The 19,207-nt window shown below is 63.9% G+C and carries 7 protein-coding genes and 1 tRNA gene; 2 read left to right on the forward strand and 6 right to left on the reverse strand.

Features of this window, described 5'->3' with window-relative positions; genetic code table 11:
• The first annotated feature begins 41 nt into the window (after positions 1–41).
• The gene (locus IAE60_RS14940) at positions 42–521 is read left to right on the forward strand and encodes a peroxiredoxin (protein ID WP_185896424.1); all 480 of its coding nucleotides are present in this window, start codon (positions 42–44) and stop codon (positions 519–521) included.
• Between the two features lie 123 nt (positions 522–644).
• Here IAE60_RS14940 and pbpC read toward each other — a convergent pair whose 3' ends face one another.
• The 5 genes from pbpC to IAE60_RS14965 all read right to left on the reverse strand — a co-directional run bounded on the left by pbpC (position 645) and on the right by IAE60_RS14965 (position 13,025).
• Positions 645–3,017 carry a penicillin-binding protein 1C gene (gene pbpC / locus IAE60_RS14945; protein ID WP_187572856.1) on the reverse strand — a complete coding sequence of 791 codons (2,373 nt, stop codon included), beginning with the start codon at positions 3,015–3,017 and terminating at the stop codon, positions 645–647.
• Positions 3,018–3,248: 231 nt separating this feature from the next.
• The gene (locus IAE60_RS14950) at positions 3,249–8,147 is read right to left on the reverse strand and encodes an alpha-2-macroglobulin family protein (protein ID WP_187574775.1); all 4,899 of its coding nucleotides are present in this window, start codon (positions 8,145–8,147) and stop codon (positions 3,249–3,251) included.
• Positions 8,148–8,285: 138 nt separating this feature from the next.
• Positions 8,286–10,976 carry a DNA gyrase subunit A gene (gene gyrA / locus IAE60_RS14955; RefSeq protein WP_187572857.1) on the reverse strand — a complete coding sequence of 897 codons (2,691 nt, stop codon included), beginning with the start codon at positions 10,974–10,976 and terminating at the stop codon, positions 8,286–8,288.
• Positions 10,977–11,266: 290 nt separating this feature from the next.
• Positions 11,267–11,341, reverse strand: a tRNA-Val gene (locus tag IAE60_RS14960).
• 61 nt (positions 11,342–11,402) lie between these two features.
• Positions 11,403–13,025 carry an FMN-binding glutamate synthase family protein gene (locus tag IAE60_RS14965; RefSeq protein WP_187572858.1) on the reverse strand — a complete coding sequence of 541 codons (1,623 nt, stop codon included), beginning with the start codon at positions 13,023–13,025 and terminating at the stop codon, positions 11,403–11,405.
• A 155-nt stretch (positions 13,026–13,180) separates the two neighbouring features.
• Here IAE60_RS14965 and IAE60_RS14970 point away from each other — a divergent pair, with 155 nt between their 5' ends.
• Positions 13,181–13,327: a hypothetical protein gene (locus IAE60_RS14970; protein ID WP_162109167.1), complete on the forward strand. Its 147-nt coding sequence runs from the start codon at positions 13,181–13,183 to the stop codon at positions 13,325–13,327.
• 1,344 nt (positions 13,328–14,671) lie between these two features.
• Here the strand turns inward: IAE60_RS14970 and IAE60_RS14975 are convergent.
• A complete protein-coding gene (locus IAE60_RS14975; RefSeq protein WP_187572859.1) occupies positions 14,672–18,979 on the reverse strand; it encodes an RHS repeat-associated core domain-containing protein in 4,308 nt (1,435 codons plus the stop codon).
• Positions 18,980–19,207 lie beyond the last annotated feature (228 nt).

Here is a 19,207-nt window from a genome sequence, read left to right on the forward strand (position 1 = left end):
CGCTACACTGCATTCAGTTTCCGTCCACACAAGGCACCCCCATGAGCATCCAGGTTGGCGAACGCATTCCCGAGGTGACCCTCAAGCGCATCCGCGAGGGGGTCGAGACGGTGGACACCACCACGCTGTTCGATGGCCGCAAGGCGGTGCTGTTCGCCGTCCCCGGTGCCTTCACCCCCACCTGCTCGGAAAAGCACCTGCCCAGTTACGTGCAGCACTTCGACGACTTCCGCAGCCGCGGCATCGAGGTGTTCTGCGTGTCGGTCAACGATCCGTTCGTGATGCAGGCCTGGGGCAAGACCCAGCATGTGCCGGATGGCCTGCAGATGCTGGCCGACGGCAACGCCGACCTGGCCAAGGCCCTCGGCCTGGAAATGGACGCCAGCGCCTACGGCATGGGCATCCGCGCCAAGCGCTTCGCGCTGTACGTGGAAGACGGCGTGGTCAAGCACGTTTTCGTGGAAGCGCCCGGCGAGTACAAGGTTTCCGGTGCGGAGCACGTGCTGGAACAGATCGGCTGACTCAACGCGCCTCTCACCGCGTGTCCTGTAGGAGCGCCCTCGGGCGCGATGCCTTTCGCCAATGCTGCGGAAAAGCTTCGCGGGCATGGCCCGCGCCTACAAGATTGCGTACGTTCTGCCGCCCTACCGCAACACGTTGAACCGCACCCGCGTCCATGCGCCGCTGTCGGCCAGCGCGGTGAGCTGGTGCGTGCCGGTCTCGGTGAAATCCTGCTGGAACGCCTGTGCACCCCGCGTCTCCGCGATCCAGCGGCCATCCAGCAACCACTGCACGCGCGCGTCGGTACCCAGTGCGCGCAACTGCAGCCGGACGCCATGCTCGCTGCCGGGCGCCCGGGCCAGCGTGGCAAGATCGTTGAGCCCCTCGATACGCAGTTCCTCGACCGCATCGCGACCATCGGGCTGGCAGTCCGGGGACAAGGGCGGCAGCCGCGACGCCGCCCGCTCGCGCGCGGGCAGCCACGGCGACGCCAATGCCGGCCAGCGCGCGATCTCCGTACTGCGCACGTCATGAGGGCGCGCGCACTCGCCGGAAAGACGCAGACCGGTCCGCGCATCCACCTCGAACCGCTCGCGGCCAGCGCTCCACAGGCGTGCATCGCGTTCTGCGAAGGTGGGCGGCACATTGCCACCCAGTGTCCACGCATCGCGCCTGCGCTGGCAGAGTTGCGGCGCTTCCGCTTCCGCCTGGGTGCCCAGCGGCCAGCAGATGGCGTGCTCGGCCACCTCGGCGGGAGGAGGGGTCGGACCCGCATCGCCCTGCCCGCGCGGCAGGCTGTCGATCACTTCGAACATCAACGGCAGCGCCGTCACCGCGCCGTACTGCCCCGGCAAGGGCGTACCGTCGGGCCTGCCCACCCACACGCCTACCGTGTAGCGCCGCGTTGCGCCCAGAGCCCAGGCATCGCGGAAGCCATAGCTGGTACCGGTCTTCCACGCCACGCGGGGCCGGCTGCCGGTGTCCAGCACGCCGCCGCCGTAACCGGGGCGCGGGTGCGCCTCCAGTATTTCGCGGATGATCCACGCAGCGCCGGGCGACAGCAGGCGCCGATCGGACGAAGGATCCTGCGCCGTGTAGCGGACGCGTCCCGACAGGCCGCCTCGATTGAGCGCCGCATACGCACCCACCAGATCCTCCAGCCGCGCACCGGTACCGCCGAGGATCAGCGAAAGGTTGGGCTGCGCGCCGCGTGGATAGCGCAGCGTCAAGCCGTTGTTCGCCAGTCGCGCGGAGAACCGCGCCGGCCCCACGCGATCCAGCAGGTCCACCGCCGGCACGTTGAGCGACAGCCGCAGCGCATCGGCCGCGCTGACCGGGCCGTTGAAGGCGGCGTCGAAGTTGCCCGGCCGGTAGCCGCCGAACGACTGCGGCGCATCGACCAGGAGGCTTTCGGAATGGATCAGCCCATCGTCGAGCGCCAGCCCGTACAGGAACGGCTTCAGCGTCGAGCCGGGCGAACGCCACGCCTGCACCATGTCCACATGCCCCAGCCGTTCGCGATCGGCGAACGCCACCGAGCCGACGTACGCACGGGCCTCCATCGTGGCGTTGTCGACCACCAGCAGTGCCGCGGACGTGCGTGCGGGCAAGGAGGAGAAGTAGCCCTGCACGCGCTCTTCCAGCGTGCGCTGCAGGCCCGCGTCCAGGGTGGACGTGATGCGCGGTGCGCGCGCCTGCTGGCGGCGCAGGCGTTCGGCCAGCAGCGCGGCGCTCAGGGGCGCCTGCAGGCGGCGGGCGACGACAGGCTCGATACGGGCGTCGTCGACCTGCGCCTTCGACCAGACGCCGAGATCGACCATGCGTTGCAGCACCTTGTCGCGCGCCACCCTGGCCGCGTCCGGATGACGGTCGGGGCGCAGCCGGCTGGGCGACTGCGGCAGGACGGCCAGCAGGGCGGCTTCGGCATGCGAAAGCCGCGATGCAGGCTTGCCCAGGTAGGCCCAGCTGGCCGCGTCCACGCCTTCGATGGTGCCACCGAACGGTGCGCGCTCCAGATAGAGCGTCAGGATCTCGCGCTTGGACAGATGCGCTTCCAGCTGCAGCGCACGCAGCATCTGTTTGACCTTGCCCCATGGCGTGCGCGAATGCCGGTCCAGCATGCGCGCCACCTGCATGGTCAGCGTGGAACCGCCTGACACCACCCGTCCATGGCGGACGAACTGGCCGGCCGCGCGCATCAGCGCCCAGGGGTTGATGCCGGGGTGCTTCCAGAACCAGCGGTCTTCGTAGTTCAGCAGTGCCTGCAGGTAGAGCGGCGACACCGTGTCCGGCGACGCGGGATAGCGCCAGACTCCGTCGCGGTCAGCGAAGGCGCGCAGCGGCGTGCCGTCGCGCGCGACGACCAGCGTGCTGGTGTCGCGTGTCTTGGGCAATGGGGGCGGGAATGCAAGGTCCAGCACCAGCAGGCTGACAAGTATGGCCACCGTCGACCATCGCAGCCAGGAAGGCCAACGTCGCGGCTCCGGCCCGTCATTCCAGCGCACGCTGGAATCCATCTTGTCTTTTCTCCGACGCACCATCACGGCCTAAATCATCGAGGATCAACATGGATCCCGGCTTTCGCCGGGATGACGATGGTGGCCGAAAAGCCTTTCGCTCTTCCGCACCCGTCATCCCAGCGCACGCTGGAACTCGGTTCGATCCTGCTCCACACCTTCATGGTAGACGGTACAGAAGATCAAGATGGATCCCGGCGTTCGCCGGGATGACGATAAGGAATACGGGCGTTATGGCTGCACCACCGTGATCGTCGCCGGCGAGGCCTTGCCGACACCGCGGATGTCCGGCCGGTACATGTCCTCCACCAACGACGGCGGCACGGTGTAGGTACCGGGCGTCACCGCGCGGACCAGGTAGAACACCTTGGCGGTGTCGCCACGATCCAGTTTCAGAGCGGCCACGTAGCGATCGTCGCGGAACTCCTCGTGCTTGACGTCCGCGGCGCTGCCACGGTCGCTGATGGCGATGCCATCCACCACGACTTCCGCCCATTGTTTGGCGTCGCCCAGGTTGAAGTTTTCGATCTCCAGCCCCGCCGGCAACAGGTCCGTGAACAGCGCATCCGGCATGGCGACGTTGGCGGTGATGCCGACGCGGACGATCAGCGCCTCGCCTTCCTTCAGCGTGCCGCCTTTCCACTCCTTGCCATCCGTCGTGTAGTAGCGACGCTCGATGCCGATCTGCCGGTTGTCCGGCGCCGGTGCGCTGCGCGGGATGCCGGCCACGTCCAGCGAGGCATACAGCGGCGGCGAACCCTCGGGCACGAAGCGCAGGCCACGGGCCAGCGCGGCGTAGTCGACGCTGCGGCCGAACAGGCGGACCGGTGCGACGGCTTCCGCATCACCACCGATGCTCCACTGGCCGGACACCAGCTTCTTCTGGTCGACCATCAGCGCCTTGCCCAGGCGCGCCAGCGCCACCTGCTCCTGCGTGCTCAGCCACAGCCAGCCGCTGTTGCGGCGCGCATCCAGTTCACGCCCCAACGAGATGGCGCGACGGTCGAACTCCGGTTTGGCCAACTTGCGTTCGTGCACCAGCGCGATCATCAGGGCGTCGTCGCGCAGCTTCGTGCCGTAGTCACCCAGGTATTCCGGGCGGTCGCCCGTCTTGGCGAAGCCTTCGGTGATCGCCTTGGCGCCCCGCGTCTTGTCGCCCTGCAGCGACAACGCGATGCCCAGGTGCACCAGCGGCAGGCCGGTCAGGCTCTTGCCGCGCTCGTTGTCGTACAGCGCGCGCAGCGTACCCAGCGGCGCCCGGTTCACGCGTGCGAGAACATAGCCTGCGTAGGCCTGGTTGGCGAACTTGAGGTGGTCGCGCCGGTCGTAACCGTAGAATTGTGCGCCACCGGCCAGCAGATCCTCGTTGAGGCGCGTGAGCGCCTTCTGCAGCACCGCGTCCGGCACGGCGAAGCCGCCTTCGCGCGCGTCCAGCAGGAACTCGGTGATGTACGGCGTCAGGCCCGGGTTGACGTAGTCGTCGTCGCCCCACATCGAGAAGTGGCCGTTGGAAACCTGCATCGAGGCCAGGCGCCCGAACGCGCCCTCCATGCGCTCACGACGCTTCTTGGCGTCCAGACCGTCGATGCCCAGCATCTTCGCCGTAGCGTCATCCAGTTCCAGCGCCGCATAGCCCTTGCTGGTCGTCTGTTCCGCGCAGCCGTATGGGTATTCCAGCGCACCCTTCAGGGCGCTGGCGAACGGGATCGGCGGCAGCGCGCTGACCGTCATGCGCGCGGTTACCGACCCCGGCATCAGCCCGTCGGCGAAGCCCGCGCCCATCTCCACAGGCGTCAGGCTGTCCAGCACCTGCGTGCGCGAGCGCAGCACCGCCGGCCAGCCCGCGCGTACCGGCACGTCGTAGCGGCGGTCGACCTTGAAGCCGTTGCCCTCCACGCGTACACGCACCTTCGCGGTGGTGTAGCCCTCGTCCGCCGTGACCGGGAATGTCAGCGTGCGCTTGGCGTCCACCGCCAGGTCGGTGGTCCTGCTGCCTTCACCGATGTCGAGCGGGCCCTCACCGTTCACCGTTACCTTGAACACGCCGGCCTTGCCGGTGAAGTTCTGCACGTCCAGCGTCACCGTGCTCCTGTCGCCCGGCGCGAGCACGCGCGGCAGGCTGGCCTCGGCCACGATCGGCGCGCGCACCACGGTCTCGCGATCGCGGTTGCCGTAACGCGTGTCCGAGTACACCAGCGCCGAGACGCGCAACGTGCCGTTGAAGTCCGGCACCTTCAGCGCGACGCGCGCATTGCCCTTGCCGTCCAGCTTCACCGGCCCGGAGAACAGGTCCACGGTCTGAACGCGCGAGGTCGGCCGCTTCGCCTGCGGCAAGGCCGACAATGCCATGTCGCCGCCGAAGCGGATCTTCGCGCTGCCGCCTTCGAAGCTCTCGATCACGCGCCCGTAGATGTCGTAGGCATCGACGCCAAACCGGCGCTGGGCGAAGAACTGCGCATTCGCATCCGGGACCGGGAAGCGGGTGATGTTGAGGATGCCCACGTCCACCGCGGACACGGTGACGTGCGCCAGCTGTCCCGCAAGCTCGGGCACGCTGACGGTGACCGGCAGGTTCTGCTCCGGTCGCATCTGCTTCGGTACCGACAACCCGACGGCGACACGACGGTCGCGACGATCCATCGGCACATGCACCACGCCGACGGCGCGTGCAGGCGTGATCTTGCTGGGCGCCGAACCGCCACGGAACACCAGCGCGGTGACGTAGACATCGTGCCGTTCCCAGTCCTTGGTCACCGGAATGGAGAACGTGCTGCCCGGCTTGGCATCGATCGCCTGCACGTACAGCATGCGGTCGCTCTCGACCATCAGCAGACCCTTGCCCGCATGCGGCGGCGTGACGGTCACCTTCAGCGTGTCGCCGGCCCTGTAGCCGGTCCTGTCCAGCGCCAGCTTGACCTTGTCGGGGCGCGCATCCAGTCCGCGGTTCTGGTCGTCCCAGCTCCAGCCGGCGCGGAACGGGTAGCGCGTGGTCAGGCCGGTGGCAGGATCGAACACGTCCAGCCGGTATTCGCCCCATTCCACCGGGAAGTCGATCTTCGATGCACCCGCGCCCACGTCCAGCGTGCGCGTGTCCTTGTTCTCGAAACGGCGGGTGAAATCGTAGTCCCAGCCACCGTCCTCGTCGTAGTTCCAGTGATAGTCGCGCAGCTCGCGCACCAGCGTGGCCTTCAGCCCCTTGCCCGGCTGCGGCTTGCCACCCGCATCGACGCGCACCACTTCGAAGCCGGCGTTGGCATTCGCATCGGCGCCGTCCTTGTCGTCGAACAGCGGGCGGATGCCGACCAGCGCATTCGCCGGCCACAGCACGCGCTTCAGCGTGCGGTTCACCGTGCGGCCGCCGGTCTCGTAGACGCTGCCGGACACGATGGCGGCGATGGGACTGCGCGGCGTGGCCTCGGCGGGCAGCGCGATGTCTTCCTGCAGCACACCGTTCTCGGGCAGCGTGGTGTCGATGATGTCCTTCGCGTCCTTCGGCAGCTCCATCGTCGGGTCGCCGAAGAAGTAACCCGGCAACTGGTCCAGCGGATGCTGCTCGATCGCGACGGCGAGTTTGGCGGTGAAGCGGTTGCCGCTGGCGGGCGCACCGTACAGGTAGGCCGCGGTGGCCTTGAGCTTCAGCGCCTCGCCCGGTTTCAGCACGGGTTGCGCCGCGTCCAGGTCCAGCTTCATGCGCTCGGGCAGGAACTCCTCGATGCGCAGCGTCATGCCCTGCACCGCCTCCTTGCTGGCCGGGTCGGTACGGAACTCCACCTGCCAGCGCCCGGTCGGCGCTTCCGTCGGGATCGCCTGCTCGAAGCTGAAATAGCCCTGCGCACCGGGCTGCAGGCGCGTCTCGCGGAACACCTTGCCGTCCGGTTGCTTCAGGCGCAGGAACACCGGCTGGCCGCCGCCCTGCTTCGGCGCCGGTACCGGCCTGCCGTCGTTGTCGCGCAGCAGCGCGGAGATGCGCACCGTTTCGCCCGGGCGGTACAGGTCGCGCCCGGACCATGCGAACACGTCGAACCACGCCTGCTCGCGACCGGCCACGGCGAACTCGGACAGGTCGAGCGCCGGCTGGTTGAACGGCAGCATGGACACGTCCTTGCCGCGCGTGGCGACCAACACATGACCGGCATCCAGGGTGTAGTTCAGCAACGCGTTGCCATTGCCGTCGGTCTTGCCGGCCAGGACGGCTTCGCCCCGTGCATCCAGCACTTTCAGTTCCACGCTGCCGGTGGCCGAGCCGTCCTGCAGCGACGCGGTGTGGACGAACAGCTTGTCCTTGTAGGCGCGCGTGTGCAGGCCGATGTCGCTGACGGTGAAGAAGGCGGTCTCGAACTCGCCGGCGAACTTGCCGGTGCGCTTCATCACCGCGAAGTACAGACCCGGATCCTGCAGTTCGCGGATGTCCTGGATCGGCAGATAGGTCAGCACCCGCTCGTTGGGCTTGCCGCCCAGCACGAAGCGGTTGAGGTAGACGGGTTCGGCCAGCTTGCCCAGCGGCGTGCTGTCGCCGTACTCGCTATCCAGGTCCCAGCTGCCTCGGCGGCCGCCGCGCTGGTACTCGGCAAAGAACTTCGGCAGCTGCTTCTCGCTGACGCGCAGGAATTCCACGTCCACTTCCGGCACATTGATCGACACCACGGGCAGGCCCCGGCTTTCGCGCGCCGGCAGCACGCTGCCTTGCGAGGCGAAGCCCACGGCCGGATCGAGTTCGCCGGTGTGCACCTTGCGGGTGTCGTCCTTGCCCAGGCGCGTGCCGTCGGCGGCGGACAGGCCGGCCTTCAGGGTGACTTCGTAGTCCTTTGCCGCCTCCACCGAGGGGAAGCGCAGCACCAGACCCTTGTCGTCCAGCACCCAGCTGCCCTTCACCACGGCACCGTTGGCGTCCTTCACCACCAGCAACGCATCGAAGTCCTGCGAGCTGACCAAGGGACGGCTGAATTCCAGTGCGATGGCGAGGTCGCCGTCATGCTGGTCGGGATAGGCGCCGACCAGGGCGAAACCTTCCACCTTGGTGGCCTGCGCCTTGATCGGCTCGCCGCTGGCTTCGGGCAATTGCCCGGATTCGTTGCGCTTGCAGCCGGCCAGTGCGGCCGCTGCGATCAGGCCAATGAAAAACGCGCGCATCCAGCGGGTGCGCGCGTTTCGGGTGTTGCGAGTTGCCGATCCCATGTGCCGTTCCCTGCCGTGGTCGTACCGGCAGTATAGAACGCAGGAGTGAAAGTGGCGGGGTCAACACCCGCGCACTTTCATGTCATCCGTCGATCAGGCCTCCGGCGGCGTGTCGACCGCTTCCGGCGCAGCGGGACCCGTCGCCGCCATGCCGTCGCCCGCCTCGTCCTCGTCCAGCGAGGCATCCAGGCGTTCGACCGCCTGCAGCGTTTCGCCGTCGGACAGACGGATCAGGGTGACGCCCTGGGTGTTGCGACCGACCTGCGAGATTTCCGCTGCGCGGGTGCGCACCAGGGTGCCGCCGTCCGAGATCAGCAGGACCTCGTGGTGGTCGGACAGCTGGATGGCACCGACCAGACGGCCGTTGCGTTCGGTGGTCTTCAGCGCGATCACACCGCGCGTGCCACGCCCCTTGCGCGGGTAGTCCGCCACCGGTGTGCGCTTGCCGTAGCCACGCTCACTGGCGGTCAGGATGTCGCCGTCGCCATCCACCACGACCAGGCTGACGACCTCGGAGCCTGCTTCGGGGATCGAGGGCACGCCGTCAGCATCGCCAGCCTCACCCTCGTCCTGGTCTCCCTCGACATCCGCATCCGCGCCCGCCACCAGGCGCATGCCGCGCACGCCGGTGGCGGTGCGGCCCATCGCGCGGACCAGCGACTCGGAGAAGCGCACTGCGCGGCCGTTGGACGCGAACAGCATCACGTCGCGCTCGCCATCGGTCAGGGCGACGCCGACCAGCGCATCGCCCTCGTCCAGGTTGATGGCGATCTTGCCGCGGGCCAGCTTGAAGGCGAACTCGGTGAGCGGGGTCTTCTTGACCGTCCCGTGCTTCGTCGCGAAGAAGACGAACTTGCCTTCCTCGTAGTCGCGCACCGGCACCACGGCCTGGACCTTCTCGCCGGGTTCCAGCGGAATCCAGTTGATGATCGGGCGACCACGTGCGTTGGAGCCTGCTTCCGGCAACTGGTACACCGGCAGCCAGAACACCTTGCCGCTACTGGTGAAGGTGAGCAGCGTGTCGTGGGTGTTGACCAGCCACAACTGGTCGATGAAATCCTCTTCCTTCGTCGCCGCCGCGCTGCGACCACGGCCACCGCGCTTCTGCGCGCGATAGGCGCTGGCGGGCTGGCGCTTGGCGTAACCGGCGTGCGACAGCGTCACCACCATGTCTTCCGGCGCGATCAGGTCGAGGATGTCGAGGTCTTCCTCGCTGTGGCGGATCTCGCTGCGGCGCTCATCGCCGAATTCCGCCTTGACGTTCAGCAGTTCGTCGCGGATCACCTGCAGCAGCACGTCGGGGTTTTCGAGGATGCGGATCAGGCCGGCGATGGTCTCCAGCAGCTGGCGGTATTCCTCGGTCAGCTTTTCCTGCTCCAGGCCGGTCAGGCGATGCAGGCGCATTTCCAGGATCTGCGTGGCCTGCGCCTCGCTGAGCTGGTAGCGGCCATCGACGAACCCGATGGCGGCCGGCAGGTCTTCCGGACGCGAGGCCTCGGCACCGGCGGCCGCCAGCAGCGCGCCCACCAGGCCCGGCTCCCAGGTCTTGGCCAGCATGCGCTCGCGCGCTTCCTGCGGGTTGGCCGACGTCTTGATCAGCTCGATCATCTCGTCGATGTTGGCGAGCGCGACCGTCAGGCCTTCCAGGATGTGGGCGCGGCTGCGCGCCTTGCGCAGTTCGAAGATGGTACGGCGGGTCACCACTTCACGGCGGTGGCGCACGAACGCCTCCAGCATCTGCTTCAGGTTGAGCAGCTGCGGGCGGCCGTCGACCAGGGCGACCATGTTGATGCCGAACACCGATTCCATCGGCGTCTGCAGGTACAGGTTGTTGAGGACGACCTCGGCCGACTCGCCGCGCTTGACCTCGATGTAGATGCGCATGCCGTCCTTGTCGGACTCGTCGCGCAGCTCGCTGATGCCCTCGAGCTTCTTCTCCTTCACTAGTTCGGCGATCTTCTCGATCAGCCGCGCCTTGTTCACCTGGTACGGGATCTCGGTGACGATGATCGACTCGCGGCCGTTGTCGTCGTTGACCTCGATGTCGGCCTTGGCGCGCATGCGAACGCGGCCGCGGCCGGTGCGGTAGCCGGCGATGATGCCGGCGGTGCCGTTGATGATGCCGCCGGTGGGGAAATCGGGGCCGGGGATGTACTGCATCAACCCGTCGACGTCGAGTTCGGGGTTGTCGATCAGCGCGATCAGGCCGTTGACCACTTCCGACAGGTTGTGCGGCGGGATGTTGGTGGCCATGCCCACCGCGATGCCGGCCGAACCGTTGACCAGCAGGTTCGGAAAGCGCGTCGGCAGGACCGTCGGTTCCTGTTCCTTCTCGTCGTAGTTGGGCTGGAAATCGACGGTTTCCTTGTCGATGTCGGCCAGCAGCTCATGGGTGAGCTTGGCCATGCGCGCCTCGGTGTAACGCATCGCGGCAGCGGAGTCGCCGTCGACCGAACCGAAGTTGCCCTGGCCATCGACCAGCATGTAGCGCAGCGAGAACGGCTGCGCCATGCGCACCAGCGTGTCGTACACCGACTGGTCGCCGTGCGGGTGGTACTTACCGATCACGTCGCCGACGATGCGGGCGGACTTCACGTGCGGCTTGTTGGCGTGGTTGCCCAGTTCGTTCATCGCGAACAGGACGCGCCGGTGGACGGGCTTCAGGCCATCGCGGACATCCGGGAGCGCGCGCCCCACGATCACGCTCATGGCGTAATCCAGGTAGCTGCGGCGCATCTCGTCTTCGAGATTGACGGGGATGATTTCCTTGGCGGTATCGGCCATTCGGGTTCCGTGTTTCTTTGGTTGTCTCGGGCCTGGATCCGGGCCCAAACGGGCCTAGCCGGCGTGGGCCGGCGAGGCAGCGACAGGCGGGGATTCCGGCGGGTTCTGCAACCTGCCGAGTGTATCACAACGGACGTGCCCGACCGGCTTTTTCAGTCGCGGAAACAAGCACTTATGGCGCCATGGAACGCGTGTTCGCGCGGGACTGCGCCGGCCGGGCCGCAGACAGGCCCCGATGACGGACGCCAGACGCGAAAAAGCCCGGCCGAGGCCGGGCTTTTCGCTGGAACTGGTGGGCGGTACAAGTTTCGAACTTGTGACCCCTGCCGTGTGAAAGCAGTGCTCTACCGCTGAGCTAACCGCCCGAATTCGTCGGGGCGCGCATGATAAACGGGGACCGGGGATGCGGTCAACGCACCCTCGGACTCAGCGGTCCTTGGTATCGCACAGGGCGCTGACCCGACGCGGCGGCGCGAACGCGTCGCTGCGGGCCTCGGCCCAGAAGTCCCGGAACACCGCGTGCGAGGGCACCCCGTCCAGCAGTTCGCCCGGCTCGAGGAACCGGTAGAGGGACGCCAGCGATCGCACCTCGATGGGCGACACGCGGCGCAGGATGTGTTCCGGCCCCAGTTGCCGGGGATGTTCCAGTCCCGCCGCGCACAGCATGTCGCGCAGCGCCTTCAGGGTGTTGTCGTGGAACTGCTGCACGCGCACCGACTTGTCGGCCACGTCCAGGTGCCTCCAGCGTGCCGGGTCCTGGGTGGCCACCCCCGTGGGGCAGCGGTCGTTATGGCAGCTCTGCGACTGGATGCAGCCCAGGGCGAACATGAAGCCGCGCCCGGCATTGCACCAGTCCGCGCCCATCGCCATGGTGCGCGCGATGTCGAAGGCGCTGATGATCTTGCCGGCCGCCCCCACGCGCACGCGGTCGCGCAGGTTCAGCCCGACCAGCGTGTTGTGGACCAGCAGCAGCGCCTCGTGCATCGGCACGCCCACATGGTCGATGAACTCGGCCGGCGCCGCGCCGGTGCCGCCTTCCGCACCGTCGACCACGATGAAATCCGGCAGCAGGCCCGTTTCGTGCATGGCCTTGGCGATGCCGAACCACTCCCACGGGTGGCCGATGGCCAGCTTGAAGCCGGTCGGCTTGCCGCCGGAGAGTTCGCGCAGGCGCGCGATGAACTGCAGCAGCCCGACCGGCGTGGAGAACGCCGAATGCGTCGCCGGCGACACACAGTCGTGCCCCATGGGTACGCCGCGGGTGGCCGCGATCTCGGCACTGACCTTCGCCGCCGGCAGCACGCCGCCGTGGCCGGGCTTGGCCCCCTGGGACAGCTTCAGCTCGATCATCTTCACCTGCGGCGAGCATGCGTTCTCGACGAAGCGCTCCTCGCTGAAGCGACCCTGCCCGTCACGGCAGCCGAAGTAACCGGAGCCGATCTCCCAGACCAGGTCGCCGCCCTTTTCCCGGTGATAGGGCGAAATCGAACCTTCGCCGGTGTCGTGGTAGAAACCGCCGCGCCGCGCGCCCTCGTTCAGCGCGCGCACCGCGTTCGCCGACAGCGCGCCGAAGCTCATCGCCGAGATATTGAACACGCTCGCCGAATACGGCTGCGCCGAGGCCGCACCGATGACCACGCGGAAATCGTGCGAATCCACGTGCGTGGGCGCCATCGAATGGTTGATCCATTCGTAGTCCACGCCATACACGTCCTGCTGGCTGCCGAACGGCACCACGTCCATCACGCCCTTGGCGCGCTGGTACACCAGCGAACGCTGCTGGCGCGAGAACGGCACTTCGGCGGTATCGCCCTCGATGAAGTACTGGCGGATCTCCGGGCCGACCGACTCCAGTCCATAGCGGAAGTGCGCCAGCACCGGATAATTGCGGCGCAGCGTGCTGCGGGTCTGCAGCAGGTCCCACGTCCCCAGCAGCGCCAGGGCGCCGAAGACCGCCACGCCCCACCAGGCGACCGGCCAGGACACCGCCAGCACGAGCATCGTCACCGCAAGCAGCAGCGTGGCGGCGTAGGCGAGGTATCGCTGCATCGTCTGTCTCCCGTTGACCTGCCCCGATTCTATGCGATGCCCTGCGACCGCACGCCGCGGGCACGGATGGTTGTGTACGCGGGTTTGATCCTGATCAATGCCCCGCCTCGCCCGGGGTGCGAGGTTGGCGCCACCACAACCGGGGAGATACCGACATGCATCCTGTCCTGCGCGAAATCCTGATGGAACCGGTGGGCTGGCTGGCCATCGGCGGCAGCATCGTGATGGTGGGGATCGCCTTCGCGGTCGCGATGTTCGTGCGCAAGAAGGTGCGCGAGGAAGAGAAGCGGCCGCCGCGCTGAGCGCATCGGCGAACTGGTGCCCGGAGCCTCAACCGAAAGAATGCGTCAACCCATTGATTCAATAGGTATGTGATTGATCTTCAATGGGTTTTGACTCACAATCTGACACACTTTCGGCGAGTCGTCCCGCGGCACACCTTACTAATGGAATGGGATCTGGGAGCCTGGGCGCTTGGCCCCTCCCAGGATCGCGGGGCAAGTCTCCCGGGCCTAGCCAGGCATCGCGGCCGGCCCACAGCTGGCGAGGGCTGCCCTCGCCGCCTGCTGCCTAAGTCATAGGCACCCGGGCGCTCGCGCGTACTGCTCCGAGAACCTGGCCCCCTAGTACGCCCTGTTCTCAACAGCGCGCGGCCACCTGTTCCGCCCTGCTCTCAGGTCGAGAATGGAATTTCCGTTCCCTATTTTATTCGGCCGCGGCTCTACTTGGCTCTAAAGTAGAAACCCGTACGATCACGCGCATGCCTCACGACATACGAACCCCTGACCTATCGCCGCTGAGCCGCATCAGGTGAAGATGTGAAATCCGTCACCCAACAGGACGGACGTGACAAAGAGTCGTTTCGCCCACCGAGCAGATGCTCGGATTCACCAAGCAGGCCGAGGCAGCCTAGCCGTGTCGGATCTCGCCCGGCAGAAGGGTTTCGGTCCCGCCGCCAGCTTCTACGCTTGGCGGGACAAGTACGGCGATACGGAAGCCGAGAAAGCCAAATCGTCTGAAGGGATTGGAAACGGACAACAGCCCCTCCAGCCGTTGCTGGTCAATGCGCAGCAGAAATACCAGTGGCTGGCGAACCCACTTCGCAACCCTACCTTCAAGAATGGCATTCAGACTCCTTTCCCGTGTCGTGCACCTTCTTCGTACTTGTGGAGTATAAGAGCTCATAAACCGGCAAACATTCTGGCCTAGAAATCACTGTACTTACCCTTGTGACGCACCCGAAACTCCGAGATCCATCGCCCGACTGAGCCAAAAGCTCCATCTCCGAAGATCAACGCAAATGCAAGCGCAAGATAAAGCCAAGAAACGATGAAAAGAAAGCTTGCGCTCGCATCAAACTGAGCAGAGCTGGACGAACCCGTTCGTAAGTAGAGGTATGCGGCGACAAACAGCACGGTTATTAGGCCAACCAGCAAATTCCCATGATTCTTCGCAAGAGGCCATGGAGCACTCCCAAATGTTCGCAGCCTAAAATATCCAGGAATAAGCCAAACTATAAGCAAATAGTAAACTGCCACCTCCCCATTCTTGGCGAAATACTCATTCACGGCCAAGTAAATAAGCCGAAAGGAGACTCCCGCCAAAACAGCTGAGAGAACGACTTTGAGTAGCCTCATTAGTGGCGCCTATCTTTTACACTGACATTTCTGGTATGCGTCCCGATACTCAAGTCCAGCTCCAATGGGACCCAGGAATTTGGTGAGCACGCGAAGCCCCCCGGCGCGTACGCCATTGGCTCGCGCTCTGTTTGCTTGTCCATTTCTCTGCGAGTAGTGATTGCTTACATCACTTGCCCGTCTCAAATTGTTATCAGCGCGCCGCTCATACCGATCGGCGATACCATCAATAGCATAGCCCGTGGCAGCGGTCGCACTGTCAATTCCGTAGTCGCCGGTCTCAACATAGGAATCACCTTCAAACGGATTTATGTTCAACCCGGCGGCATCAAGTCCGACCTGCAGATATGCGCCGACACTTGTCAAGTTCATTACAAAGTCAAAGGCAGCTTCCTTCTCGCATGGAGTTCCCGGAGGTAGGCGAGCGTGAGGCGGGCCGTTGCGGAGTACGTTGGGACTCTCCAGCCCCAGCGGGTCCGTCAGATTCACAGAGTCCCCGCCGACGTAGGCATAAGTATTCAGCCCACCCGCAAGCCCGATCGGGTCGCTCTGCGTGTATCGCCCCAACCGCGCATCGTAATAGCGGTTGACGTTGTACCAGAGCCCCGTTTCCTGATCGTAGTACTGCCCAGGGAAGCCGATGTTCAGGCCGCCGATGCTGTCCAGCGTCACCGCACGATCAAAAGCATAGTTGCTGGCTCGCCATACAACGGCCTTGGCGCCATTTGTCACGATTTCGGGGCGACCCAGGTGGTCGCCGTGCACCCAGTACAGCTGGCTGCCACGCGTGATGCCGACCAGCTCACCGCCGAACCACAGGTAATTGGTCCACACATCGCCATTATCCTTGTGCTCGCTCATCAAGCGACTACCTGGGCCATATACGTAGCGGTAGTACCCATGGCTGGGTGCCGACTTCCATACACGCTCATCAAGCGCGTTGTAGCCATAGCCGATGCTCTCAGTCGTGCTCCCATTGAAATGCGAAGCAGATGTCATGTTCAGATACGTGCCATACCCATAGCTGGCGATGTACCTCCCATGATCATGAGTCCAAGTGAGATTGCCGAGCAAATCGTACTGATACTCAACAGGCCTGCTAGGAGACGTTCCTGTCAGCAACGACAATCGATTGCTGCCGCTTTCAATGGAGTAGGTCCCCGCCCCGAATGTTGCCCCCGACGCCGACGTGCGGTTGCCATTAGCGTCATAGCTGAAGGACTGATTACCAGACCCGGACGTGACACCAGTGAGGCGGAAATTTGCATCATAACCGTACGTCTGCGACAGGCCGGAGCTGACCGCATTGGTCAGCTGACGGATCTGATTATCCGCATCGTAAGCGTATGACAGGCTCTGAATCGGCGCCGCCCCATTCAGTACTGCGCTGATCGTCAATCGCCCATCGAGATCGCGTGGACGATTCCTCTTCAGTCCGTTACCGTAAGTCGTCTCGACCGGCGCACCAAACGGCATGTACTTGGTGCCGGACACTACTAATGACACGTTGCCCCCAATGTTGACTGTCATGGTCAGCATCTTGCCGCCCGCATAACCGTAGCCGACCGCGACACCATTGGGATATGTCAACGAGTTCAATCGACCATAGACGTCGTAGTAATAGTACGTCCAGTAGTCGCTTTGGACGCCGAATGCGGTAGTCAGCTCTCGCCGTATGCTGATCCGCCCATCGGGCTGATACGCATAGTGAACCGTGCTGCCATTGGCCTCCACGTTACAAAGGCGTCCCTTACCGTTGGTACACCAGTCATAGCCAAAGCCCCTACCCTCGCCCGCATTTCCGTACCAAGTGGGGCGACCGAGTCCATCGTAGTTATACGAAATGACGCTGCCATCGTTGCGTGTCATCTGGCCAAGTTGGCCATACGCGTTATGGATGTAGGTCGTTGTACCGGTATCCGGACTGGACTGCGCCCAAAGTTGCCCGAACCCGTCATAAGCATAAGTAGTGATTTTCCCGCGCGGGTCTGTAACCTTGATGACATGATCCCCGGCGTCGTACTCGAAATAGGTAGTCTTGTTCAAAGGATCGGTGGACGCAATGACTCGATCCAATGCGTCATAGTTCAACGTGGTAACCCGTCCCTGCGAATCCTTTACCGTCTTGATATTCCCGTTGAGATCATAGGTGTAGCGCGTATTAAATCCATAGTTGCCACGCGACGCGCGCGGGCGACTGAGTTCGTCGTAATCAATGTAGGCAGCCAGCGCGTACTCAGATGTATCCAGCCAACGAGTCTCGTAAATGGGTTCACGGCACAACTCCTCGGGCGTGCTGCTATCTCCCACCATACAGCCTGCGTAGACCGTCTCCCAGTTGCCCGACCAGAGAGAGTTTTTGGTGGAGATCACATCACTAGCAGAGTTGTACCCGTAGCTCTTCGCCTCTACCGGGATACCATTATCCAGGTCGGCAGCAACACCAAAGTATTGCATCGTTAGCCGAAGCGCATTGTCGTACTGGAAGCTCTTGGTAACGCTGTCAGCCGCCGTGATGGATGCAATCGTTCCGTTGCCAGCATAGACATACGTCGTGTCGGCGGGCGTAGCACCATTGGGATAGGTGCGGACTTTCGTTATCCTTCCACGAGGATCATAGATATAGTCCGTGACGTCACCATTCACTCCTGTGACTCTGCCGGGGAGACCCAATCCGTTATGACCGCTGTAGATGACTTGGTGGCCAGCACTGTTGCTCTCGGAAACGAGATTTCCCGATGAATCGAAGTTTCGAGTAACCGCGTCCGAACTGCCAGCGAGCGGGAAATCCACCTTCTCCATCGCAAGAACACCCAACCCAATCACGCCGCCCGCGGTCGGGGCGTGAAAAGAGTACTGAAACGTCGTTGAGTGAACTTGATTCGCTACACCGTACCCACTTAGGTTCTTGACATCGATCTGCGCAATCCTTCCGTGTCCCCCATAGTAGTAGGTCGTACTCTTCGAACCAACGATGGTCTCCCGCATCAGCTTTCCCGGCCCCCACCACTCGTAGTTTGTTGTACGCGCTAGAGGAGTTCCGTAAGCCTCGATCTTCTGGGTCAGCTGGCCTGCAGGACTATAGACATAAGCTGTGTTATTTCCATTGAAATCCGAAACCATGGAAGGGTAGCCATTCGCATCGTACTCGACCAGCGCCTGAGACGCGGCGCAATAGCTACTGGCGTGGCCCTCCGTCGAGACTAGGCGTCCATTGCGGAAGGTATACGTAGTCTGCTTTCCGAGCGGGTTCGTTTCTTTAACCGTCAATCTGTGCGTCTGCCCAGGGAAGTACTGGAAGGTGTACTTTTCAAGCCCGTTGTGCTCTGTACTTGTCGCATAGCCGTACTCGTCATAAGTGAACCTTGAGTATCTAGCCCCATTGATGCTCTTGCCCGTGAGGGCAGTCTGATCTGCGATCTCGTAGTGATACGTAGTGGTTTGTGCGGGAGTGCCAGGCTTCGCCGACGAAGCAAGCCTATGAAGACCAGCACCGAACTTGTTGGCCACATATGCGAAGCCATAGTAGTTTCCTGCCGGATCGCGGACTGCCGTCAGCTGCCCGGACGTCCAGGTGAACTCAACATACTTGCCGGAGGTATGTGTCACCCGCAGAGGATAGGTTCCGCCCGTGTAAGAGTAGGCCCATCCTACGCCATAGTAGCTTGTCGACTCGATATATCCTGCCGACGAATAGACTTCAAAACCACCATCCTCATTGTAAAGATGGAACTTTCCGTTCGACTGAACTTCTATGCGGGCTAGAGGAGTTGGCTTCGTTTCTTCGAAAACGCCCGTAGTAGCGTTCCTTTTGAACTTAATGGTTCTTCCATCAGGACGCCATGCATAGATGGTCGTATTGGTTCCCAAGGAGCAGGCGCCTCCGCCCGGTCGTGGGTAGCAAGCATTCAGCGCCACCGTCCCGAACGTCAATTTGTAATCAAAATTGCTAATCCAGTGCTTGCCGAATAGACCTGCACCTGTCCAATAGTGGTTGTAGGTGCGCGTAAGGCTTAGCGGCATGTCGCCTGCCGATGAGAAGTCTTTCTCTACCTCGAGCTTGTTACCCGTTGCCGGCACAATGGGATTCCCCTTGCACATTCCGTCGGGATTTGAGGGGTCTTTCGACTGGTCACTCGTGTTTCTCGCGCGATCGCGTAGATCACGACGGCCATCGCTCTCGCGCTCGTCGTCTGTGTAGATTGTCCAGCAGATTCTCTCTTTGAACGACTCTGCGGACTTCATTACTTCGCCTACAGACGTAGAAACGTCTCGGCAATGCTCTGTGGCGCCGGCGAAGGCGTTGCCCGCGCTCAAGCCCGACATGATCGCTAGCGCTCCGACGACAACGCAGCGCACTAAACCGGAGTTCGTGTTCCATCTAAGCAACATTTCTTCGCTCCATTCCAACCCATTGCAGGCCAGAGTCCTTGCGTCCACCACCCCGGTGGGACACCCCATTGCGCGCAAGCTACTCCTGTTCGAGCTCGCTTGGGAAGTAGCGTGACGTAGTAAACGTACTTACTCCACTGCCCGTCGCCCCTG

The sequence above is a fragment of the Pseudoxanthomonas mexicana genome (assembly GCF_014397415.1).
Classification (GTDB): domain Bacteria; phylum Pseudomonadota; class Gammaproteobacteria; order Xanthomonadales; family Xanthomonadaceae; genus Pseudoxanthomonas_A; species Pseudoxanthomonas_A mexicana.

What these genes read in the sequence shown, in the direction of transcription:
- IAE60_RS14940 (WP_185896424.1), top strand. Translation starts at nt 42, where the DNA reads ATGAGCATCCAGGTTGGCGAACGCATTCCCGAGGTGACCCTCAAGCGC.
- pbpC (WP_187572856.1), bottom strand. Translation starts at nt 3,017, where the DNA reads ATGGATTCCAGCGTGCGCTGGAATGACGGGCCGGAGCCGCGACGTTGG.
- IAE60_RS14950 (WP_187574775.1), bottom strand. Translation starts at nt 8,147, where the DNA reads ATGCGCGCGTTTTTCATTGGCCTGATCGCAGCGGCCGCACTGGCCGGC.
- gyrA (WP_187572857.1), bottom strand. Translation starts at nt 10,976, where the DNA reads ATGGCCGATACCGCCAAGGAAATCATCCCCGTCAATCTCGAAGACGAG.
- IAE60_RS14965 (WP_187572858.1), bottom strand. Translation starts at nt 13,025, where the DNA reads ATGCAGCGATACCTCGCCTACGCCGCCACGCTGCTGCTTGCGGTGACG.
- IAE60_RS14970 (WP_162109167.1), top strand. Translation starts at nt 13,181, where the DNA reads ATGCATCCTGTCCTGCGCGAAATCCTGATGGAACCGGTGGGCTGGCTG.